Source organism: Pseudomonas sp. D4002 (assembly GCF_013385665.1).
In the GTDB taxonomy this organism is placed as follows: Bacteria; Pseudomonadota; Gammaproteobacteria; order Pseudomonadales; family Pseudomonadaceae; genus Aquipseudomonas.
Genome location: NZ_JACAPN010000024.1, coordinates 361010 through 381507, shown reverse-complemented (window position 1 = coordinate 381507; position 20498 = coordinate 361010). Strand labels below are relative to the sequence as shown.

Genomic DNA, 20498 nt, shown 5'->3' with positions numbered 1-20498 from the left:
TGTCGGTTAGTGAATCAGACCCGTCAAGGGCAACCCTGTTCCTGACCGTTGGGCGCAGAGTCGTATTTCTCCAACCCGTCCGGCCCGATGCGCTTGTTGATCACCGGCATGGTTTCGGCTTGCCAGTCAGCCTGATAGCAACTCTTTTGCCGAGCCGCCCCGGCCTTTTCAGACTCGGGCGCCGCTTTCGGCGTGCTGCCGCAGCCGGCCAGCAGGCCCGCTGCAATCACCAGTGCCAACGACCTGATCATCGGAATGCTCCTTTTCCTCAGCAAGTGCCTTATCCCTTGGCCCGGCTTTCCAGCACTTCGACAGCCGGCAGTACCTTGCCTTCAACGAATTCGAGGAACGCACCACCCCCCGTAGAAATGTAGGAGATCTGGTCAGCAACGCCATATTTATCGATGGCCGCCAGGGTGTCGCCACCGCCAGCGATGGAAAATGCCGAGCTTTCAGCGATGGCGTGGGCCAGCACTTTGGTGCCGTTGCCGAACTGGTCGAACTCGAACACGCCGACCGGGCCGTTCCACAGGATGGTCTTGGACGACTTCAGCAGTTCAGCGAAGTTGGCTGCCGTTTGCGGGCCGATGTCCAGGATCATGTCGTCAGCGGCAACGTCAGCGATCAGCTTGACGGTGGCTTCGGCGCTTTCAGCGAATTCCTTGGCCACCACCACGTCTACCGGCAGCGGCACGCTGACCTTGGCGGCAATGGCGCGGGCAGTGTCCAGCAGGTCCGGCTCGTACAGCGATTTGCCCACCGGGTGACCGGCAGCCGCCAGGAACGTGTTGGCAATGCCGCCGCCGACGATCAGCTGGTTGCAGATCTGGCTCAGGCTGTTCAGCACGTCGAGCTTGGTGGACACCTTGGAGCCGGCAACGATGGCGGCCATCGGTTGGGCCGGAGCGCCGAGGGCCTTGCCCAGTGCGTCCAGTTCAGCCGCCAGCAACGGGCCAGCTGCGGCAACTTTGGCAAACTTGGCCACGCCATGGGTCGAACCCTCGGCACGGTGAGCAGTACCGAAAGCGTCCATCACGAACACGTCGCACAGGGCAGCGTATTGCTGGGCCAGTTCGTCGCTGTTCTTTTTCTCGCCCTTGTTGAAGCGCACGTTTTCGAACAGCACGATGTCGCCAGCCTTCACGTCCACACCGTTCAGGTAGTCGGCTACCAGCGGCACGTCGCGGCCCAGGGCCTTGCTCAAATATTCAGCTACAGGCTTGAGGCTGTTTTCTGCCGAGAATTCACCTTCGGTCGGACGACCCAAGTGGGAGCAGACCATCACGGCCGCACCTTTTTCCAGGGCCAGCTTGATGGTCGGCAGCGAGGCCAGGATTCGCGCATCGCTGGTGACAACACCGTCCTTGACTGGGACGTTGAGGTCTTCGCGGATCAGTACGCGCTTACCTTGCAGATCGAGGTCGGTCATCTTCAACACGGTCATGGGGGGCAATTCCTGAGAGCTAAAGTTGTGGAGAGGCTGTTTGCAGATAGTGTTCTGCAACGTCCAGCATTCGGTTGGCAAAACCCCATTCGTTGTCGAACCAAGCCAGGATGTTCACCAGCCGTGGGCCGGAAACGCGGGTCTGGCTGGCATCGACGATGGCCGAATGCGGGTCGTGGTTGAAATCACAGCTGGCGTGCGGCAACTCGGTGTAGGCCAACAGGCCTTTGAGCGGGCCGCTGGTGGCGGCGTCGCGCAGGATCCGGTTGACTTCGCCGGCGTCGGTGTCGCTGACGGTTTGCATGGTGATGTCCAGGCAAGACACATTCACCGTCGGTACCCGTACGGCTTTGGCCTGGATTCGCCCGGCAAGTTCCGGCAACAGTCGCTCGATACCGCGCGCCAGGCCGGTGGACACCGGAATCACCGACTGAAACGCCGAACGCGTACGGCGCAGGTCTTCATGGTGGTAAGCGTCAATCACCGGCTGATCGTTCATTGCCGAGTGAATGGTGGTGATCGACACGTATTCCAGGCCAATCGCCTGGTCCAGCAGGCGCAACAGCGGCACGCCGCAGTTGGTGGTGCAGGAGGCGTTGGACACCAGCAATTCGGCACCGGTCAGGCAATCCTGGTTCACGCCGTAGACGATGGTGGCGTCGACATCCGCCTCGCTGGCCATCGGCTGGGAAAACAGGACCCGTGGTGCGCCGGCGTCGAGAAACCGCTGGCCGTCGGCACGGGTGTGATAGGCACCGGAGCATTCCAGCACCAGGTCGACGTCCAGCGCCGCCCAGTCGATGCCCTCAGGGGTGGCACTGCGCAGGACCTTCACGCAGTTGCCATTAATATGCAGACAATCGTCCTCGACCCGCACTTCGCCGGGGAACCGGCCGTGGGTGGAGTCAAAGCGTGTCAGGTATTCGATGCTGGCCATGTCCGCCAGATCGTTGATCGCGACAATTTCAAACCCGGCCGCCGGCCCTCGCTCGAACAGAGCACGCAAGACGCAACGACCAATCCGGCCGTAGCCGTTGAGTGCAACTTTGTAGGGACGCGGTTGAGGCATGGGGTTCTCGCATTGTGGGCGACACAAACCTTTGCAGGAACTCGCTTGTGTGGCGAGGGAGCTTGCTCCCGCTGGAGTGCGAAGCACTCCCAGACCGGCTGACGAGGTGTATCTGACACATCTCGATCGCACGGCTTGGGGCCGCTTCGCAGCCCAGCGGGAGCAAGCTCCCTCGCCACAACAAGCTCGCTCCTACAAGGGGACGCGCTTTAGTCTTCCAGCAGCTCTTCAGCCTGACCCAGGATGTTTTCCAGGGTGAAACCGAACTCTTCGAACAACGCTGGCGCCGGCGCCGACTCACCGTAGGTGGTCATGCCGATCACGCGACCTTCCAGGCCCACGTACTTGTACCAGTAGTCGGCGTGAGCCGCTTCGATGGCGATACGTGCGCTGACCTGCAACGGCAACACCGATTGCTTGTAGTCGGCGTCCTGGGCTTCGAAGACGCTGGTGCACGGCATCGAAACCACACGCACGTTACGACCGGCGGCCGTCAGCTTGTCGTACGCCTGAACCGCCAGGCCCACTTCCGAACCGGTGGAGATCAGGATCAGCTCCGGCTCGCCGATGCAGTCTTTCAGCACGTAGCCACCACGGCTGATGCCTTCGATCTGCGCCGCGTCGCGGGTTTGGTGCTGCAGGTTCTGACGGGAGAAGATCAGCGCCGAAGGGCCGTCCTTGCGCTCGATTGCGTGCTTCCAGGCCACAGCCGACTCGACTGCGTCCGATGGGCGCCAGGTATCGAGGTTCGGCGTGGTGCGCAGGCTGGTCAATTGCTCGACCGGCTGGTGCGTCGGGCCGTCTTCGCCCAGGCCGATGGAGTCGTGGGTGTAGACGAAGATCACACGCTTTTTCATCAACGACGCCATGCGTACGGCGTTGCGGGCGTATTCCATGAACATCAGGAAGGTCGCGCCGTAAGGCACCAGGCCGCCGTGCAGGGCAACGCCGTTCATGATGGCGCTCATGCCGAACTCGCGCACGCCGTAGTACATGTAGTTGCCGCTGGCGTCTTCCGCCGAGACACCTTTGCAACCTTTCCACAGGGTCAGGTTGGAACCGGCCAGGTCAGCCGAACCGCCGAGGAACTCAGGCAGCAGCGGGCCGAACGCGTTCAGGGTGTTCTGGCTGGCTTTACGGCTGGCGATGGTTTCGCCCTTGGCCGCCACTTCGGCGATGTAGGCCGAGGCCTTTTCAGCGAAGTCGGCAGGCAGGTCACCGGCCAGGCGGCGAACCAGTTCGTTGGCCAACTCAGGGAATTCGGCGGAGTAGGCCGCGAAACGCTGGTCCCACTCGGCTTCGACCGCCAGGCCGGCTTCCTTGGCGTTCCACTCGGCGTAGATGTCAGCCGGGATTTCGAACGGGCCGTGGTTCCACTTCAGCGCAGCGCGGGTCAGGGCGATTTCCGCGTCACCCAGTGGGGCGCCGTGGCAGTCTTCCTTGCCTTGCTTGTTCGGCGAACCGAAGCCGATGGTGGTCTTGCAGCAGATCAGGGTCGGCTGCTCGCTTTTGCGGGCCGTCTCGATCGCAATCTTGATTTCTTCCGGGTCATGACCGTCGACATTGCGGATCACCTGCCAGTTGTAGGCTTCGAAACGCTTCGGTGTGTCGTCGGTGAACCAGCCTTCGACTTCGCCGTCGATGGAGATGCCGTTGTCATCGTAGAAGGCGATCAGTTTGCCCAGGCCCAGGGTACCGGCCAGGGAGGCGACTTCGTGGGAAATGCCTTCCATCATGCAGCCATCACCGAGGAACACGTAGGTGTGGTGGTCGACAATGTTGTGGTTCGGGCGGTTGAACTGCGCAGCCAGCACTTTTTCAGCCAGGGCAAAACCCACGGCGTTGGCCAGGCCCTGGCCCAGTGGACCGGTGGTGGTCTCAACGCCAGGGGTGTAGCCGTATTCCGGGTGGCCCGGGGTGCGGCTGTGGATCTGGCGGAAGTTTTTCAGGTCGTCGATGGTGACGTCGTAGCCGGTCAGGTGCAGCAACGAGTAGATCAGCATCGAGCCGTGGCCGTTGGACAGGATGAACCGGTCACGGTCGGCGAACGATGGGTTGCTCGGGTTGTGTTTCAGGTAGTCACGCCAAAGTACCTCGGCGATATCCGCCATGCCCATCGGGGCACCGGGATGGCCGCTGTTGGCTTTTTGCACGGCATCCATGCTGAGGGCACGAATGGCGTTGGCACGCTCACGACGGCTGGGCATCGCTGATCTCCTGGAGGTTGAATAAAAGAAACGGAAAAAAGGATCGGCATTTTCCCTCAGCCACGGCCCTCGGGGCAATGACAGATAGTCACTTGGGGGTGTTTTTCCTGCGGATTGACTGGAGAAACCGTTTACCGCTTCGTCCATGGGTTATAGCGGCTGCTTATAACCACCGATTATCGACCAATATCAAAACTTTTTGATATTGCCCTTGCGGGGTTTTCCCACCGTCACTAGACTGCTGGCCTTATGAACCTGAGCGCACCTTCCATTCGACCCGACGACAGCGACGAGCTGGCGGCCCTGTGCAAGGCCGGTGGCGATCCGTTGCGCCTGAATGTGTTGCGCGCGCTGACCAACGATTCGTTCGGGGTGCTGGAGCTGGCGCAGATCTTCGCCATCGGCCAATCCGGCATGAGCCACCACTTGAAGGTACTGGCCCAGGCCGACCTGGTGGCGACCCGCCGCGAGGGCAATGCGATTTTTTACCGTCGCGCCCTGCCCCACACCGAGCAACTGGGCGGCAAGCTGCACGCCGCGCTGCTCGAAGAAATAGACAGCCTGGCGCTGCCGGCTGACGTGCAGTCGCGCATCAGCCAGGTGCACGGGCAACGTGCTGCCGCCAGCCAGGACTTTTTCTCACGGGTAGCCGAGAAGTTTCGCGCCCAGCAGGATCTGATCGCCGGCTTGGCGCAATACCGCGAAAGCGTGCTGGCACTTTTGGACAAGCTGAGCTTCAGTGATGAGGCTACGGCGGTCGAAGTGGGCCCGGGTGATGGCGGCTTCCTGCCGGAGCTGGCGCGGCGCTTTCATCAGGTCACGGCGCTGGACAACAGCCCGGCGATGCTGGAGCTGGCCCGCCAATTGTGTGAGCGCGAAGCGCTGGGCAATGTCCACCTGCAGTTGGCGGACGCCCTGAATGACACCAGCCTGCGGGCCGATTGCGTGGTGCTGAACATGGTCCTGCACCATTTCGCCGCCCCGGCAGACGCCCTCAGGCAGATGGCAAATTTGCTGCAACCAGGCGGCAGCCTGTTGGTCACGGATTTATGCAGCCACAACCAGAGTTGGGCCAGGGAAGCCTGCGGTGATCTCTGGCTGGGTTTTGAACAGGACGATCTGGCCCGTTGGGCCACCGCTGCGGGACTCGTTCCCGGGGAAAGCCTCTATGTAGGTTTACGTAATGGTTTCCAGATTCAGGTCCGCCATTTTCAGCGGCCGGCTGGCGACACTCACCATCGGTAAATATCAGGAAAACATCGAGATGAGCGAATACTCCCTTTTCACCTCCGAGTCCGTGTCTGAAGGGCATCCGGACAAAATCGCCGACCAGATCTCTGACGCGGTGCTGGACGCCATCATCGCTGAAGACAAGTTCGCCCGAGTGGCGTGCGAGACTCTGGTGAAAACGGGCGTGGCGATCATCGCCGGCGAAGTCACCACCTCTGCCTGGGTAGACCTGGAGCAGATCGTGCGTGATGTGATCATCGACATCGGCTACAACAGCTCCGACGTCGGCTTCGACGGTGCGACCTGCGGCGTGATGAACATCATCGGCAAGCAGTCCCCTGACATCAACCAGGGTGTCGACCGTGCCAAGCCTGAAGATCAGGGCGCCGGCGACCAGGGCCTGATGTTCGGCTATGCCAGCAACGAAACCGACGTGCTGATGCCGGCACCGATCACCTTCTCCCACCAGTTGGTGAAGCGCCAGGCCGAAGCCCGTAAATCCGGTGCATTGCCATGGCTGCGCCCGGACGCCAAGTCCCAGGTGACCTGCCGTTATGAAGGCGGCAAAGTCGTCGCCATCGACGCGGTGGTACTGTCGACCCAGCACAACCCGGACGTTTCCTACGCCGACCTGCGCGAAGGCGTCATGGAGCTGATCGTCAAGCACGTGCTGCCTGCCGAACTGCTGACCAAGGACACCCAGTTCCACATCAACCCGACCGGCCAGTTCATCATCGGTGGCCCGGTGGGCGACTGCGGCCTGACCGGTCGCAAGATCATCGTCGACAGCTACGGCGGCATGGCCCGTCACGGCGGTGGCGCGTTCTCCGGCAAGGATCCATCCAAGGTTGACCGTTCGGCGGCCTACGCCGGTCGTTACGTGGCCAAGAACATCGTGGCCGCCGGCCTGGCCGAGCGTTGCGAGATTCAAGTGTCCTACGCAATCGGTGTGGCCCAGCCTACGTCGATCTCGCTGAACACCTTCGGTACCGGCAAGATCAGCGACGACAAGATCGTCAAGCTGGTGCGTGAGATCTTCGACCTGCGTCCTTACGCAATCACCACCATGCTCGACCTGCTGCACCCGATGTACCAGGAAACTGCGGCCTACGGCCACTTCGGTCGTACCCCTGAGCAGAAGACTGTCGGCAACGACACGTTCACTACGTTCACCTGGGAAAAGACCGACCGTGCCAACGACTTGCGTACTGCCGCCGGCCTGTAATCGTCCTACGGTGTACACAAAGCCCCGGCGTTCTGTTCAAGCGAGCAGAAACATCGGGTAAAAAGCCTCGCGATTGCGGGGCTTTTTTATGCCCGCAGGGATGGCTTAGGCTGGGCGCCCTTTTCAGAGCAAGGATGCTCATGATGACGTCACTTATGCGCTGGCTGTTTTTCCTTTTACTCAGCTTCTCGCCGCTCACTGCGTGGTCGCAGGCGTGCCCCGACTGGGAGGCCGATCACGCCCGGGCCCAGATCAGCACCCTGGCGCAACAAATCCGCTTGTGGGATGACAGCTACCACCGGCTCGGCCAGTCATTGATCAGCGATGAGCTGTATGACCAGGCCAGCCAGCGCCTTGCCCAATGGCGCAGGTGTTTCACTCCCTCCGCCCCAGTCACGGACGACCCGCTGGGCAGCTCGCGGGGCACGACCGCCCACCCGACGCCCCACACCGGCCTGGAAAAACTGCTGGACGATAACGCCGTGCAAACCTGGCTGGGGACTCGCCAGGACGTGTGGATCCAGCCCAAGGTCGATGGCGTCGCCGTCACGCTGGTTTACCGCAAGGGCCGGTTGAGCCGGGTCATCAGTCGCGGCGATGGCCGGCTGGGCCAGGATTGGTCAGCCTCCGCCCGCCGGATTCCGGGGATCGTGCAGCAACTGCCCGAGCCCGTTGACCTGCTGTTGCAGGGCGAACTCTATTGGCGACTGAATGACCATGTGCAAGCTGCCAAAGGTGGCCTCGGCGCCCGCGGCAAAGTGGCCGGGCTGATGAATCGCCGGCAGTTGAGCGACGCCGAGGCCGCCAATATCGGTCTGTTTGTCTGGGCCTGGCCCCAGGGCCCTGATGACTTTTCCGAGCGGCTGAGCCAACTGGCGCAATGGGGCTTCACCGACAGCGGGCGCTACAGCCACCCGATCAAGGACATTACCGAAGCGGCGCACTGGCGCAGCTATTGGTACAGCCACCCGCTGCCCTTCGCCAGCGACGGCGTGGTATTGCATCAAGGCCAGCGGGCCCCGGCCGAGCGCTGGCGGGTCAGCGCGCCCTACTGGGCGGTTGCCTGGAAGTACCCGGTGGCCAAGGCATTGGCCCATGTGCGCAAGGTGCACTTCAAGATTGGCCGCACCGGGCGCATCACCTCCATCCTGGAGTTGGAACCGGTACTGCTCGATGACCGGAAGATCAGCCGGGTCAGTGTCGGTTCCCTGAAACGCTGGCGGGAACTGGATATCCGTACTGGCGACCAGGTCTCCATCAGCCTCGCCGGGCACGTCATCCCCCGCCTTGACCGCGTCATCCTGCGCAGCCAGCCACGGGCCGAGTTGCAGGTCCCGCAGGCCAGGGACTTCCACCCCTTGAGTTGCTGGCAACTGGCCCCGGGTTGCGAAGAACAGCTGCTCGCGCGCCTGACCTGGCTGAGCGGCGCCCAGGGCCTGGCCCTGCCACACATCGGCCGCGAAACCTGGAACACCTTGATCCAGGCCGGCCTGATCGACGGCCTGCTCGATTGGTTAACCCTGGATGAGGCAGAGCTTGCTAACATTGATGGCTTCGGCGAACGCAGCAGTGCGCGTTTACTCGACAGCTTGCGCAGCGCCCGGCAGCGACCGTTCGCGCAATGGCTGATGGCCCTGGGAGTACCGCCCACGGCCCGCAACAATCTACAAGGCGGCTGGCAAACCCTGGCCGCCAGAGACACTCAAGCCTGGCTGGCCGAAGACGGCATAGGCCCGGGTCGCGCGGCGCAACTGAGCGCCTTTTTTCGCGACCCGCAGGTGCTGGCCTTGAGTGAAACATTACGGGCTGCCGGGATAGATGGTTTTTGACCTCTGCCCGACGGCATTAACCGGTGCCGGCAGAATTCATCCTGCCCACCTGATTGCGACCTTGTTTGCCTTGGAGCCTTTATGAAATTTCTTGCACCTTTTGCCCTGTTGACCGTCGCGACCCTTATGTCCGCGCCATTGCTGGCAGCCGAGGAAGCTGCGCCACTCACAGGCTGCGCCGCCAAGCGCGAGTCCATCAGCACCCAGATCGAACAAGCCAAGGCCCACGGCAACAGTGAGCAACAAGCCGGCCTGGAAAAAGCCTTGAGTGAAGTCACCGCCAACTGCACCGATGCCTCCTTGAAAAAGGAGCGGGAAAACAAGGTGCTCGACGCCAAGCACGAAGTCAGCCGCCGTCAGGCTGACCTCGACAAGGCCATGAAGAAGGGTGATTCCGACAAGATCAACAAGCGCAAGGACAAGCTGGCCCAGTCACGCAAGGACTTGCAGGAAGCCCTGGACGAACTGGACAAGTAAGACGGCCTCAGTGATCGCGGAACTGTTTATGGCACGCGGTGCAGGCATCTTCGACTTTCTGCACCGCCGGCCCGAGGTTGCTGGCCTTGTAGGGCTGGACCTGGCTGGCGATCACCAATTCACCGGTGGCCGTTTCAAGGTTTCGAGCCATTTCCTGGAAACGTGCCTGCTGCTGCCACACGTCGTCCTTGGCGCTGGTGTGGTCTTCTTCACGCACGCTCGGGAAATGTTTCCACGGTTCGTGGGACAACGCATCAAGCTTGACCGCGCCTTCGGCAAATTTGCCGCCGTCGAATGGAATGCGCCCACGCAACATGCCGCCCAGGTCTTCGCCGGTCTTGAGCATCTGCTTGAAAATGGCCTTGCGCTGGCCAAGGGGCGAATTCGGATCAACCCCGCCGCAGGCGGACAGTGTCAGGCAGGCCAGCAATACAACGGTCAGTCTTTTAAAAGTCATGATGGCTCAAGGTCACGGGAAACGGCGGCCAGTATCCTCGCCCCGCCCGCAAAGACCAATACCCCTATTAATAATAAGGGTTGCTCGAACGCCAGCCGATACGAGCAATCGCTTCAGGAATTTTGTGTATGAATACCCGTTTTAAGCCTTGGCGCCGCCTCGTGTGGGCCCTGCCAATGATCGCGCTGCTGGCCGGTTGCGACACCGGCAAGGACGAAAAAGCCAAGCCCCACGCCATTGCTACCTACGTCGGCGCCACCTGGGAAAACCTGCCGGCCGTGTCGGACAGCGACCTGCAAGCCGGCTTCGAATCCTGGCGCAGTGCCTGTCAACGCCTCAAGACTGACCCGGTATGGGGCGCGACGTGCGCGGCATCGGCCACCGTGCCGTCGACCGCAGTGGCGATTCGTGACTTCCTCAAGGCCAACCTCGACGTCTACGGCCTGCGCTCGGCAGACAACAGCCCCAACGGCCTGATCACAGGCTACTACGAACCGGTTTACCCCGGCAGCCTCACCGAAACCGCCACCGCCCATGTACCGGTGTTCGGCGTGCCGGATGACCTGATCATCGTCAACCTGGAAAGCATCTACCCGGAGCTCAAGGGCAAGCGCCTGCGCGGTCGCCTGGAAGGCCGGGTACTCAAACCCTATGACGACGCCAGCACCATCAACCACCAAGGCTCCACCGCCAAGCCCATCGCCTGGCTGACCAACCCGATGGACCTGCAATTCCTGCAGATCCAGGGTTCGGGTCGTATCCAACTGGCCGACGGCCGCCAATTGCGGGTGGGTTACGGTGACCAGAACGGTTACCCGTACCGCCCCATCGGCCGCTGGCTGGTGGAGCAGGGCGAGCTGAAAAAAGAAGACGTGACCATGGGCGCCATCGCGGCCTGGGCCAAGGCGCATCCGCAGCGTATTCCTGAATTGCTGGCAAGCAACCCCAGTTACGTGTTCTTCAGTGCCCGCCCCGACAGCAACGAAGGCCCGCGTGGCTCGCTGAACGTGCCGCTGACTGCGGGGTATAGCGTTGCGGTAGATCGCAAGGTGATTCCGCTGGGCAGCCTGTTGTGGCTGTCGACTACCCGACCGGATGGTGCGCCGATTGCCCGCCCGGTGGCCGCGCAGGACACCGGCGGTGCAATCACCGGCGAAGTGCGGGCCGACCTGTTCTGGGGAACCGGTGATGCCGCTGGTGAGTTGGCGGGCAACATGAAGCAGCAGGGCCAGATCTGGATGCTGTGGCCCAAAGGCGCAGCGTTGCCAAAAGTGCCGGACGCGCCGACAGGCACCTGAAGAACACCAAGGTCTATGTGAGAGCGGGCTTGTGTGGGAGCGGGCTTGCTCGCGAATGCGGTGGATCAGTCGATACATCCGGTGACTGACACACCGCATTCGCGAGCAAGCCCGCTCCCACATTTGAACAGTGTCAGGCTTCAGATCGAGACGAAGAAGAAGCTCGCAATCAACGCCATCCCCACCGCCCACACCACCGACCGCAGCATCGCCCAGTCCGCCAGGTAGCAGATGATGTAGAGCAACCGGCTGGTAATAAACAGCACCGCCAATACGTTGATCGTCACCAGCGATGCTGCGCCGGCCAAATGGGCAATGATCACCGCCGCCGCAAACGCCGGGGTCACTTCAAAGCTGTTGAGTTGCGCACTGTGGGCGCGCTTGGCAAACCCCTCGAGGGTGTCGAGGAACGCCCGCGGATCATGGTTCTGCCGCGGCCCGAACTTGCCGCCGCTGAACTTGGCCACGCCCGTGCACAGGTACGGCAGAAAAATTGCGATCAACACACACCAGAAAGCGACTGTCATAACCCATTCCTTTTTTAGTTTTATCCGACGGTTAGAGTTTCATCACGAACATGCCGATCAGCACCAACCCACAGGCTATGAGCCGTGGGCGGCCGAAAGGTTCTTTCAGGTAACGCATGCCGAACAGCACCACCAGGATCACACTGACTTCGCGCAGCGCGGCGGCTTCGGCAATCGAGCCCAACTGCATGGCCCAAAGCACCAGAGCGTAGCTCAACAACACGCACAACCCGACACTCAGCCCCAGCCGCCACTGCGTGCGCCAGAACAGCCCGAACGCCGCCCGTTTGCGCACCATCGCCAGCAACGGAAACGGCCATGCGCTTATTAGCGTCAGCCACACCAGGTAGTCCAGCGGGTGTGACCAACGGCGCAATGCCTGGCCATCGAGGAAGGTGTAGCAACCGATACACAGGCCGATCAACGCCACCACCGGCAGCATCGACCAGGGCAACCGGTCGCCACCGCCGCCCTGCCATAACAGGCACAGCATGCCGAACGGAATCAGCAGAATGCCGAGAATCTGCTGGGTACTGAGCACCTCACCGGCAAACACCAGCGTCAGCGCCAGCACCACCAAAGGCGACAAGCCGCGCATCAATGGGTACACCAGGCCCAGGTCACCCACGCGATAGGCCTGGATCAGCAGGTAGCGGTAGAGCAATTCAAACAACGCCGAGGCGATGATCCACGGCCAGATTTCCAGTGGCGGAAACGATACAAACCCCACCGCCAGCACCACAAACAGCAACGCCACCGTGTCCATGCACGCGATGACCAACAGGCGCTCGCCGCTGAATTTGATCAAGGTGTTCCACGTCGCATGCAACAACGCCGCTACCAGTACCAGAGCTGTTGCAATCACGGTGACTCCCCAGTCATAAAAAGCGGAATTGATTCGTCATATTTCAGCATCTGTTTATACTAAAGCTGACCACGCCGCACTCAGTTGCGCAAAGACTTGGACCAATAAATTTTTGCCGCTGCCCGATCTTCGCCGATCCGGGCGTCGGCCTGCGTATGCCTGATCAGAGCGTCACGATTACCGAAGGAGATCCTCGCCTGCCGCTCGGTGCCTGGATCGGCGGGATGGTGACGGCGGCACTTTTGTTCATCGACCTGCAACGTCGTCGCCCTGCTGCGGTCAACGTAGCCAACTGATAAATGTGTTCTGTGTGGGAGCTGTCGAGCTTTAGCGAGGCTGCGATACAGGCGCTGCGGTCTTGCAGCCTCACCCAGGTGATGCCATCGCAGCCTCGCTGGGGCTCGACAGCTCCCACATATGATCTCTACTCACTCCTCCATCCAAGGACCCCGGATGCTTGAACTTGTCGCTGCGTTTATTTGCCTCACCACCCTGCTCACTTATGTGAACTACCGCTTCATTGGCCTGCCGCCCACCATCGGTGTGATGGTCACGGCGCTGATGTTTTCCCTGCTGCTGCAAGGCTTGAGCTTCATCGGCTACCCCGGCCTTGAGGAGCGCATCCAGCAGTTGATCGGCCAGATCGACTTCGGCGACCTGCTGATGAACTGGATGCTCTCGTTCCTGCTGTTCGCCGGCGCCTTGCACGTCAACCTGAGCGACCTGCGCAGTTACCGCTGGCCCATCGGCCTGCTCGCCACCTTCGGCGTACTGATTGCAACGGTGGTGATCGGCAGCCTGGCCTTCTACATCTTTGCCCTGTTCGGCTGGCACGTGAGTTTCCTGTACTGCCTGCTGTTCGGCGCGCTGATTTCCCCCACCGACCCGATTGCCGTGCTCGGTGTGCTGCGGACCGCCAATGCGTCGAAACCGCTGAAAACCACCATCGTCGGCGAATCGCTGTTCAACGACGGCACCGCGGTGGTGGTGTTCACCGTGTTGCTGGGCATCGCGCAACTGGGCGAGACGCCTACGGTCGGCGCCACGGCCATGCTGTTTGCCCATGAGGCGATTGGCGGCGTGGTGTTTGGCGGGCTGATCGGCTACATCGTGTATCTGATGATCAAGAGCATCGAGCAGTATCAGATCGAAGTGATGCTGACCCTGGCCCTGGTGATCGGCGGCTCGGCGATGGCCACTGAACTGCACGTCTCGGCACCCATTGCGATGGTGGTGGCGGGCCTGATCATCGGCAACCTCGGCCGCAAGCTGGCGATGAACGACATGACCCGGCGCTACCTGGACGGCTTCTGGGAACTGCTCGATGACATGCTCAACGCCCTGCTGTTTGCGCTGATCGGCATGGAACTGCTGCTGTTGCCGTTCAACTGGCTGCACGTGTTGGCCGCCAGTTTGCTGGCGGTGGCAATCCTGTTGTCACGCCTGCTGACGGTGGCCCCGGCGATCCTGCTGCTGCGCCGCTGGCGCACGGTGCCCCGCGGCACCATCCGCATCCTCACATGGGGCGGCTTGCGCGGCGGGGTTTCCGTGGCACTGGCCCTGGCCCTGCCACTGGGCCCGGAGCGTGACTTGCTGCTGAGCATCACCTACATCGTGGTGCTGTCTTCGATCCTGTTGCAGGGCTTGAGCATCGGCAAGCTGGTCAAGCATGTGACCAAGGATGAGCCGGCGCCTGCTGCGGCGCCGGAGACTCACTGACCCTTGTTGATCTGCTGCGGATGCCTCGGGTCCGCAGCGGCTTTGCCCGGCAGGCTGCTTTCGCTGCGAATCTGCGCATGGCTGATCAGCGCAAAGATAAAGCTGCCGCCGATGATATTGCCCGCCAGCGTCGGCCCGGCGAACACCAGCCAGAAGTCTTTCCACGGCAGCTCGCCGGCGAATACCAGGTACGACACTTCCGCCGAGCCCACCACGATGTGAGTGAAGTCTCCCAGTGCCATCAGGTAGGTGATCAGGATGATGATCCAGATTTTGGCGCTTTCCATGGATGGGATCATCCAGACCATGGTGGCGATCATCCAGCCCGAGACGATGCCCTTGGCGAACATCTGGTAGGCGTCGTTTTCCATGACCTTGCGCCCGATTTCCAGGAAGGCCAGGTCGGTCTTGGTGTCAAAGATCGGCAAGTGCAGCATCACGTACGCCACCAGCAAGGTGCCGCACAGGTTGCCCACCAGCACCACGGCCCATAAACGCAGCAGGCGTGCGAAATTCTTCAGCGTGGGTTTGCTCATCACCGGCAACACCGCGGTCAGGGTGTTTTCGGTGAATAACTGCTGACGGGCGAGGATCACGGCAAGAAAGCCGGCGCAGTAACCAAAACTGGCGATCACCTTGAACTCTTCGCCATCCGGCAGGCGCGAGTTGAGCAAGCCCATGCCCATCAGTGACAGGCCCATGGTCAGGCCGGCGGCCAGCGCCGACCACCACAACGCGGCGACGTTGCGCTCCAGTTCCTGATCGCCTTGAGTGCGGATGATTTCATGCAGAACCGCCGCGCGAGGCGGCTGGTTCTTGTCGACGTCGTGCTGCTCTTCCTGCGACAGATTGGGGGTCTTGCCGTCTTCTTGCGTGGCCATGGTGATACCTGAACGGGGGGGCGATGTTCAGGTACGACCTATGGTTGATCAAGAGCGTTCACTGGCCCTGCGCAGGATTACTCGCCGAGGCCTTCCGACTGGAACTGATCCTTCACGTACTTGATCTCGGTACGGCCGTGTGGCGCTGGCAACCCGTCTTCACCCAGGTTCACGAAGACCATTTTTTCCACCGTCAGAATGCTCTTGCGGGTGATCTTGTTGCGCACTTCACAGGTCAGGGTGATGGAGGTGCGACCGAACTCGGTGGCGGTGATGCCCAGTTCGATGATGTCGCCCTGGCGCGAGGCGCTGACGAAGTTGATTTCGGAGATGTACTTGGTCACCACCCGCTGGTTGCCCAACTGGACAATCGCGTAGATGGCCGCTTCTTCGTCGATCCAGCGCAGCAGGCTGCCACCGAACAGGGTGCCGTTGGGGTTGAGGTCTTCGGGTTTTACCCATTTGCGGGTGTGGAAGTTCATGTTCACTCCAAAGCGTGTTGCGAAATGATGGGCAACATCATGGCAGAGGCCGGGCCCAAGCTCTATGAGCCATTGCCTATCAACCCCATGAGCGATCTTCATGCCGCCGACAGAAAGGCTTTAGAAGTCAGGCGCAGGCGGCTATAATCGCCTCCGCTTCAAAACGGTCATCTTCGATTGATACCGTTCTCCCGCCACCTGTCCGAGGGGCGCTGCAGCAGGCTCGACCTGTCAGGCTCGGATGGGGCGTTGTCCGGCCTGGTTAGCCAGCTGGATACTAAACGCACAACGGCGCCCATTCGCACACTACGAATGGAGGCTCTTCATGAGCGCTGTAATCACGCCTGCAGGTTTTACCGACTACAAAGTCGCCGACATGTCCCTCGCTGCCTGGGGCCGTCGCGAAACCTTTATCGCCGAATCCGAAATGCCAGCCCTGATGGGCCTGCGTCGCAAGTACGCCGCTGAGCAGCCGCTCAAGGGCGCGAAGATTCTCGGCTGCATCCACATGACCATTCAGACTGCCGTGCTGATCGAAACCCTGGTTGCCCTGGGTGCCGAAGTACGCTGGTCGTCCTGCAACATTTTCTCGACTCAAGACCAGGCCGCTGCCGCTATCGCTGCTGCCGGTATCGCCGTGTTCGCCTGGAAAGGCGAAACCGAAGAAGAGTACGAGTGGTGCCTGGAGCAAACCATCCTCAAGGATGGCAAGCCATGGGACGCCAACATGATCCTCGACGACGGCGGCGACCTGACCGAGCTGCTGCACAAGAAATACCCGCAGATCCTCGACCGCGTCCACGGCGTGACCGAAGAAACCACCACCGGCGTTCACCGCCTGCTGGACATGCTGGCCAAGGGCGAGCTGAAAATCCCGGCCATCAACGTCAACGACTCGGTGACCAAGAGCAAGAACGACAACAAGTACGGCTGCCGTCACAGCCTGAACGATGCGATCAAGCGCGGCACCGACCACCTGTTGTCCGGCAAGCAAGCGCTGGTGATCGGCTACGGTGACGTGGGCAAGGGTTCGTCCCAGTCCCTGCGTCAGGAAGGCATGATCGTTAAAGTCTCCGAGGTCGACCCGATCTGCGCCATGCAAGCCTGCATGGACGGTTTCGAAGTGGTTTCGCCGTTCATCAACGGCCAGAACGACGGCACCGAAGCCAGCATCGACAAGGCCTTGCTGGGCAAGATCGACCTGATCGTGACCACCACCGGCAACGTGAACGTGTGCGACTCGAACATGCTCAAGGCCCTGAAAAAGCGCGCCGTGGTGTGCAACATCGGTCACTTCGACAACGAAATCGACACCGCTTTCATGCGCAAGAACTGGGCATGGGAAGAAGTGAAGCCACAGGTACACAAGGTTCACCGTACCGGTGCTGGCGATTTCGACCCGCAGAACGATGACTACCTGATCCTGCTGGCCGAAGGCCGTCTGGTCAACCTGGGCAACGCCACTGGCCACCCAAGCCGCATCATGGATGGCTCGTTCGCCAACCAGGTACTGGCGCAGATCTTCCTGTTCGGCCAGAAATACGCCGACCTGTCGCCCGCCCAGAAAGCCGAGCGCCTGACCGTGGAAGTACTGCCGAAGAAACTCGACGAAGAAGTGGCCCTGGAAATGGTCCGCGGCTTCGGCGGCGTAGTGACTCAACTGACCAAGACCCAGGCCGACTACATCGGCGTGACGGTCGAAGGCCCGTTCAAGCCGCACGCTTACCGCTACTGATTTGCCTGCTGCCTGCTCCCCATGTGGGGGCAGGCTTTTGTGGGAGCGGGCTTGCTCGCGAAGGCGGTGTGTCAGTCGACTTATCTACTACTGACATACCGCCTTCGCGAGCAAGCCCGCTCCCACATTGACGGTGTGCACCTTCTGGCTTTATGAGTTTCCATAGGTATGACCATGTCCCAAGACCGTCGCTACAGCTTCGAGTTCTTCCCGACCAAGACCGATGCTGGGCATGAAAAACTGATGGCAACTGCCAAGCAGTTGGCCAGCTACCACCCCGATTTCTTCTCCTGCACCTACGGTGCCGGTGGCTCCACCCGCGATCGCACGATCAACACCGTGCTGCAGCTGGAAAGCCAAGTCAAAGTACCTGCAGCTCCGCATTTGTCCTGCGTGGGCGACAGCAAGGCCGACCTGCGCAGCCTGCTGACCCAGTACAAGCAAGCCGGCATCAAGCGCATCGTCGCCCTGCGCGGTGACCTGCCCTCCGGCATGGGCATGGCCAGCGGCGAGCTGCGCTACGCCAATGACCTGGTGAGCTTCATTCGCGAAGAAACCGGCGATCACTTCCACATCGAAGTGGCCGCTTATCCGGAGATGCACCCCCAGGCGCGCAATTTCGAAGACGATCTGCAGAATTTCGTGCGCAAGGCCAACGCCGGCGCCAACAGCGCGATCACCCAGTACTTCTTCAACGCAGAGAGCTACTTCTACTTCGTTGAGCGTGTACAAGCGATGGGCGTGAACATCCCGATCGTGCCGGGCATCATGCCGATCACCAACTACAGCAAACTGGCGCGCTTCTCTGACGCCTGCGGCGCGGAAATCCCACGCTGGATTCGTAAACAACTGGAAGCCTACGGCGACGACGTCAAGAGCATCCAGGCGTTCGGCGAACAGGTCATCAGCGAAATGTGTGAACAATTGTTGCAAGGTGGCGCGCCAGGGTTGCACTTCTATACCCTGAACCAGGCTGAGCCAAGCCTCGCTGTCTGGAACAACCTGAAGCTGCCACGCTAAGGTCTGTTCCGAAATGCAAAGGCCCTCATAATGAGGGCCTTTGCCGTTCTAAACGCCCACGGAATTCTGCAGTCCATGAATACATCCGCCCCGACGTCCCGCCCGCAACTGGTCTACCTGGTGTTCGGCGCAGAGACTTACCATCAGGAAGCGGTATTCAGCATCGCCAGCGCCCTGTCGTTCCTGCGGGACGAGCCGGACACAGGAATCGACATCCAGGTCTTCACCGACAACCCCGAGCCCTACCGCCTGCTGCCAGTACGGGTACGCCCGCTGGACGAAGCCACGCGCAAACGCTGGAGCGAGCCTCACGGCTACCACTTTCGCACCAAGCACGTGGTGCTGCGGCAAGTGTTGCAAGAATCCGAAGTGGCGCTGCTGATCGACACCGATACGTTTTTCCATCATTCGCCCCTGGCGCTGTTTGAACGCGTGCAGCCGGGCACCCTGCTGTGCAACGCCTTCTACACCAAGTACGGCGACAACCACGAAAGCATTCTGTACAGCGCCCTGTACCAGCGCCTGCTGGACATGGGCGTGGCCGACGATGACATGATGACCCTCAATTCAGGGGTCATGGGCCTGACGCAGCAGGACGCGCACATCCTCGACCGCTCGATCGAGTTGATGGACGAACTGTTTCCCCATGCCCAGGGCGCCTACACCCTGGAAGAATTCTGCCTGTCCATTGCCGCCTATCGCACCCTCAACGTGCGCGAATGCCCGGACTTGATCCACCATTACTGGAGCCGCAAGCAGCTGTTCCGGGCCAAGGTCAAGGCGTGGATCGCCAAGCATGGGGCAAACCCCACCGGCGCCACGGCCCTGGATGACACGCGCCAGGTTTCCGCCCACCTGCCCCGCCCGCCTCGTCTGCAACGCTTGATGTACAAGCTGATCACCCTGGCATTGCCCAAGCACCAGCAGCAGTTCATCCGGGAAATCCTCTACGGCTGTTACGAACATGAAAACGAGTTCGACCAGGCGTGTGGCCCGGTTTGGTGGGACAAGGCCCGACAAAACCAGGAAGAGCGCCAGGGCCGACCGGTGGATGCCCATCTGCTGGAGCACTGGTTTGGCAATCCCGTGGTGCGGCTGATTCTCGGCGAGCGGCGCGAGGCGATCTACGAACACCTGATCAAATCTCCGGGCAAGTAAACCTGGCGGGCGCCCGCAGATCACTGTGCCAGAGCTTCTCTTTAGCCCGATACAGTCGTAATCTCAGGGTATGCCTGTCACTTTCCGGTTATTGACTGCTGTTCTTTTCGCTTGCCTGAGCCTCGGTGCCCATGGCGAGAAACTGCGCATTGTCACCGAGCCCTGGGCGCCTTACGTCTACGACGACAACGGCACCATGCGCGGGCTCGACTACGAGACCACGGTGATCGTGTTCCAGCGCCTGGGCATCGATGTGGATTGGCAATTCCTGCCTTGGAAGCGCTGCCTGGCGATGCTCGACCAGGGCCAGGCCGACGGCGCACTGGATATTTTCCATAGCCATGAACGCGACGCGGTGCTGCTGTACCCCAGCGAGCCGCTGTCCGAGGTGGAGTTCGTGCTGTTCTACGCCAATCAGCGCCCACACCCGTTCCAGACCTTCGACGACCTGCGCGGCCTGACCATCGGCACCTCGCCAGGCTACCTCTATGGCGCCGAATTCAGCGAGTCCACCCTGTTCAAGCAGGAGCCGGCCGCCAGCCATGAGGCCAACTTCGGCAAACTGGCCCTTGGCCGGATCGACCTGGTGATCACGGACCGTCGGGTTGGCCAGCATGTACTCAAGGCCCTTGGACTTGAGGACCAGGTCACCCAGGCACCCCAGGTGGTCAGCAGCCAGCCACAGTTCCTGGCCGTGCGCCGCGGTGCCGGCATGGATTTGCTGGTGCAACGCTTCGCCGCCGAACTCAAACGCTTCAAGCAAGAGCCTGCCTACGCGGCCTTGAGTGCCAAATATGCAGGCAGCAGCCCGCAAACCAGCGCATCAGCCCTGCCCGTACGCACCGTTGAGCAGCAGGAAAGCAGCGCAGAGTGAT

At 61.2% G+C, this 20498-nt stretch carries 20 protein-coding genes and 1 riboswitch; of the genes, 11 read left to right on the top strand and 9 right to left on the bottom strand.

Annotated features, from left to right (window positions below; all coding sequences use genetic code 11):
* Window positions 1-23: 23 nt before the first annotated feature.
* The 4 genes from HX824_RS19035 to tkt form a co-directional block, all read right to left on the bottom strand.
* Window positions 24-251, bottom strand: a complete 228-nt coding sequence (locus tag HX824_RS19035) for a hypothetical protein (RefSeq protein WP_008434073.1) — start codon at window positions 249-251, stop codon at window positions 24-26.
* A gap of 29 nt (window positions 252-280) precedes the next feature.
* On the bottom strand, window positions 281-1444 hold the full coding sequence (locus HX824_RS19030; RefSeq protein WP_003216867.1) for a phosphoglycerate kinase: 1164 nt from the start codon (window positions 1442-1444) through the stop codon (window positions 281-283).
* 19 nt (window positions 1445-1463) lie between these two features.
* A complete protein-coding gene (gene epd, locus HX824_RS19025) occupies window positions 1464-2513 on the bottom strand; it encodes an erythrose-4-phosphate dehydrogenase (RefSeq protein ID WP_008434077.1) in 1050 nt (349 codons plus the stop codon).
* Window positions 2514-2722: 209 nt separating this feature from the next.
* Window positions 2723-4720 (bottom strand): transketolase, encoded by a 1998-nt coding sequence (tkt, locus tag HX824_RS19020; RefSeq protein ID WP_087693225.1) that lies wholly within the window; start codon window positions 4718-4720, stop codon window positions 2723-2725.
* Between the two features lie 249 nt (window positions 4721-4969).
* Here tkt and HX824_RS19015 point away from each other — a divergent pair, with 249 nt between their 5' ends.
* The 4 genes from HX824_RS19015 (at window position 4970) to HX824_RS19000 (ending at window position 9481) form a co-directional block, all read left to right on the top strand.
* A complete protein-coding gene (locus HX824_RS19015; RefSeq protein ID WP_003216864.1) occupies window positions 4970-5965 on the top strand; it encodes a metalloregulator ArsR/SmtB family transcription factor in 996 nt (331 codons plus the stop codon).
* Between the two features lie 19 nt (window positions 5966-5984).
* A complete protein-coding gene (metK, locus tag HX824_RS19010) occupies window positions 5985-7175 on the top strand; it encodes a methionine adenosyltransferase (RefSeq protein ID WP_003216863.1) in 1191 nt (396 codons plus the stop codon).
* A 143-nt stretch (window positions 7176-7318) separates the two neighbouring features.
* Window positions 7319-9004 carry an NAD-dependent DNA ligase LigB gene (gene ligB, locus HX824_RS19005; RefSeq protein WP_256347032.1) on the top strand — a complete coding sequence of 562 codons (1686 nt, stop codon included), beginning with the start codon at window positions 7319-7321 and terminating at the stop codon, window positions 9002-9004.
* Between the two features lie 81 nt (window positions 9005-9085).
* Complete coding sequence (locus tag HX824_RS19000; RefSeq protein WP_008434082.1) at window positions 9086-9481, top strand: DUF1090 domain-containing protein; 396 nt, start codon at window positions 9086-9088, stop codon at window positions 9479-9481.
* Window positions 9482-9488: 7 nt separating this feature from the next.
* Here HX824_RS19000 and HX824_RS18995 read toward each other — a convergent pair whose 3' ends face one another.
* Window positions 9489-9938, bottom strand: a complete 450-nt coding sequence (locus tag HX824_RS18995; protein ID WP_008434083.1) for a cytochrome c — start codon at window positions 9936-9938, stop codon at window positions 9489-9491.
* A 128-nt stretch (window positions 9939-10066) separates the two neighbouring features.
* Between HX824_RS18995 and HX824_RS18990 the strand changes: the two genes are divergently transcribed.
* Window positions 10067-11236 (top strand): murein transglycosylase A, encoded by a 1170-nt coding sequence (locus HX824_RS18990; RefSeq protein ID WP_102604137.1) that lies wholly within the window; start codon window positions 10067-10069, stop codon window positions 11234-11236.
* A gap of 140 nt (window positions 11237-11376) precedes the next feature.
* Here the strand turns inward: HX824_RS18990 and HX824_RS18985 are convergent, their stop codons facing one another.
* Window positions 11377-11763, bottom strand: a complete 387-nt coding sequence (locus tag HX824_RS18985) for an MAPEG family protein (protein WP_087693228.1) — start codon at window positions 11761-11763, stop codon at window positions 11377-11379.
* A gap of 31 nt (window positions 11764-11794) precedes the next feature.
* Window positions 11795-12628 (bottom strand): EamA family transporter, encoded by an 834-nt coding sequence (locus HX824_RS18980; RefSeq protein WP_063026578.1) that lies wholly within the window; start codon window positions 12626-12628, stop codon window positions 11795-11797.
* Window positions 12629-12783: 155 nt separating this feature from the next.
* Here HX824_RS18980 and HX824_RS18975 point away from each other — a divergent pair, with 155 nt between their 5' ends.
* Both HX824_RS18975 and HX824_RS18970 read left to right on the top strand, forming a co-directional pair.
* The gene (locus tag HX824_RS18975) at window positions 12784-12924 is read left to right on the top strand and encodes a hypothetical protein (protein WP_177054929.1); all 141 of its coding nucleotides are present in this window, start codon (window positions 12784-12786) and stop codon (window positions 12922-12924) included.
* A gap of 157 nt (window positions 12925-13081) precedes the next feature.
* Window positions 13082-14347: a sodium:proton antiporter gene (locus tag HX824_RS18970; RefSeq protein ID WP_008434094.1), complete on the top strand. Its 1266-nt coding sequence runs from the start codon at window positions 13082-13084 to the stop codon at window positions 14345-14347.
* Here the strand turns inward: HX824_RS18970 and HX824_RS18965 are convergent.
* A complete protein-coding gene (locus HX824_RS18965) occupies window positions 14341-15228 on the bottom strand; it encodes a formate/nitrite transporter family protein (protein ID WP_008434095.1) in 888 nt (295 codons plus the stop codon). The two genes, HX824_RS18970 and HX824_RS18965, sit on opposite strands and share 7 nt — an antisense overlap.
* Before the next feature lie 77 nt (window positions 15229-15305).
* The gene (locus HX824_RS18960; RefSeq protein ID WP_003216852.1) at window positions 15306-15710 is read right to left on the bottom strand and encodes an acyl-CoA thioesterase; all 405 of its coding nucleotides are present in this window, start codon (window positions 15708-15710) and stop codon (window positions 15306-15308) included.
* Between the two features lie 198 nt (window positions 15711-15908).
* A riboswitch (S-adenosyl-L-homocysteine riboswitch) is annotated at window positions 15909-16014 on the top strand.
* Between the two features lie 21 nt (window positions 16015-16035).
* On the opposite strand from HX824_RS18960, the gene ahcY reads away from it, so the two are divergent.
* The 4 genes from ahcY to HX824_RS18940 all read left to right on the top strand — a co-directional run bounded on the left by ahcY (window position 16036) and on the right by HX824_RS18940 (window position 20497).
* On the top strand, window positions 16036-17445 hold the full coding sequence (gene ahcY, locus HX824_RS18955; RefSeq protein ID WP_003216850.1) for an adenosylhomocysteinase: 1410 nt from the start codon (window positions 16036-16038) through the stop codon (window positions 17443-17445).
* 174 nt (window positions 17446-17619) lie between these two features.
* Window positions 17620-18465 (top strand): methylenetetrahydrofolate reductase [NAD(P)H], encoded by an 846-nt coding sequence (metF, locus tag HX824_RS18950; protein ID WP_008434100.1) that lies wholly within the window; start codon window positions 17620-17622, stop codon window positions 18463-18465.
* Between the two features lie 75 nt (window positions 18466-18540).
* On the top strand, window positions 18541-19623 hold the full coding sequence (locus HX824_RS18945) for a hypothetical protein (RefSeq protein ID WP_177054928.1): 1083 nt from the start codon (window positions 18541-18543) through the stop codon (window positions 19621-19623).
* A gap of 70 nt (window positions 19624-19693) precedes the next feature.
* A complete protein-coding gene (locus HX824_RS18940; protein WP_023659310.1) occupies window positions 19694-20497 on the top strand; it encodes an ABC transporter substrate-binding protein in 804 nt (267 codons plus the stop codon).
* Window position 20498 lies beyond the last annotated feature (1 nt).

Bases quoted from the DNA above. Each gene is read 5' to 3' on its own strand.
- HX824_RS19035 (WP_008434073.1), bottom strand. From the start codon at position 251: ATGATCAGGTCGTTGGCACTGGTGATTGCAGCGGGCCTGCTGGCCGGC.
- HX824_RS18995 (WP_008434083.1), bottom strand. From the start codon at position 9,938: ATGACTTTTAAAAGACTGACCGTTGTATTGCTGGCCTGCCTGACACTG.
- HX824_RS18975 (WP_177054929.1), top strand. From the start codon at position 12,784: ATGCCTGATCAGAGCGTCACGATTACCGAAGGAGATCCTCGCCTGCCG.
- HX824_RS18970 (WP_008434094.1), top strand. From the start codon at position 13,082: ATGCTTGAACTTGTCGCTGCGTTTATTTGCCTCACCACCCTGCTCACT.
- metK (WP_003216863.1), top strand. From the start codon at position 5,985: ATGAGCGAATACTCCCTTTTCACCTCCGAGTCCGTGTCTGAAGGGCAT.
- HX824_RS19015 (WP_003216864.1), top strand. From the start codon at position 4,970: ATGAACCTGAGCGCACCTTCCATTCGACCCGACGACAGCGACGAGCTG.
- HX824_RS18990 (WP_102604137.1), top strand. From the start codon at position 10,067: ATGAATACCCGTTTTAAGCCTTGGCGCCGCCTCGTGTGGGCCCTGCCA.
- HX824_RS18965 (WP_008434095.1), bottom strand. From the start codon at position 15,228: ATGGCCACGCAAGAAGACGGCAAGACCCCCAATCTGTCGCAGGAAGAG.
- HX824_RS18945 (WP_177054928.1), top strand. From the start codon at position 18,541: ATGAATACATCCGCCCCGACGTCCCGCCCGCAACTGGTCTACCTGGTG.
- HX824_RS18940 (WP_023659310.1), top strand. From the start codon at position 19,694: ATGCCTGTCACTTTCCGGTTATTGACTGCTGTTCTTTTCGCTTGCCTG.
- ahcY (WP_003216850.1), top strand. From the start codon at position 16,036: ATGAGCGCTGTAATCACGCCTGCAGGTTTTACCGACTACAAAGTCGCC.
- tkt (WP_087693225.1), bottom strand. From the start codon at position 4,720: ATGCCCAGCCGTCGTGAGCGTGCCAACGCCATTCGTGCCCTCAGCATG.
- epd (WP_008434077.1), bottom strand. From the start codon at position 2,513: ATGCCTCAACCGCGTCCCTACAAAGTTGCACTCAACGGCTACGGCCGG.
- metF (WP_008434100.1), top strand. From the start codon at position 17,620: ATGTCCCAAGACCGTCGCTACAGCTTCGAGTTCTTCCCGACCAAGACC.
- HX824_RS18960 (WP_003216852.1), bottom strand. From the start codon at position 15,710: ATGAACTTCCACACCCGCAAATGGGTAAAACCCGAAGACCTCAACCCC.
- ligB (WP_256347032.1), top strand. From the start codon at position 7,319: ATGACGTCACTTATGCGCTGGCTGTTTTTCCTTTTACTCAGCTTCTCG.
- HX824_RS19030 (WP_003216867.1), bottom strand. From the start codon at position 1,444: ATGACCGTGTTGAAGATGACCGACCTCGATCTGCAAGGTAAGCGCGTA.
- HX824_RS18985 (WP_087693228.1), bottom strand. From the start codon at position 11,763: ATGACAGTCGCTTTCTGGTGTGTGTTGATCGCAATTTTTCTGCCGTAC.
- HX824_RS19000 (WP_008434082.1), top strand. From the start codon at position 9,086: ATGAAATTTCTTGCACCTTTTGCCCTGTTGACCGTCGCGACCCTTATG.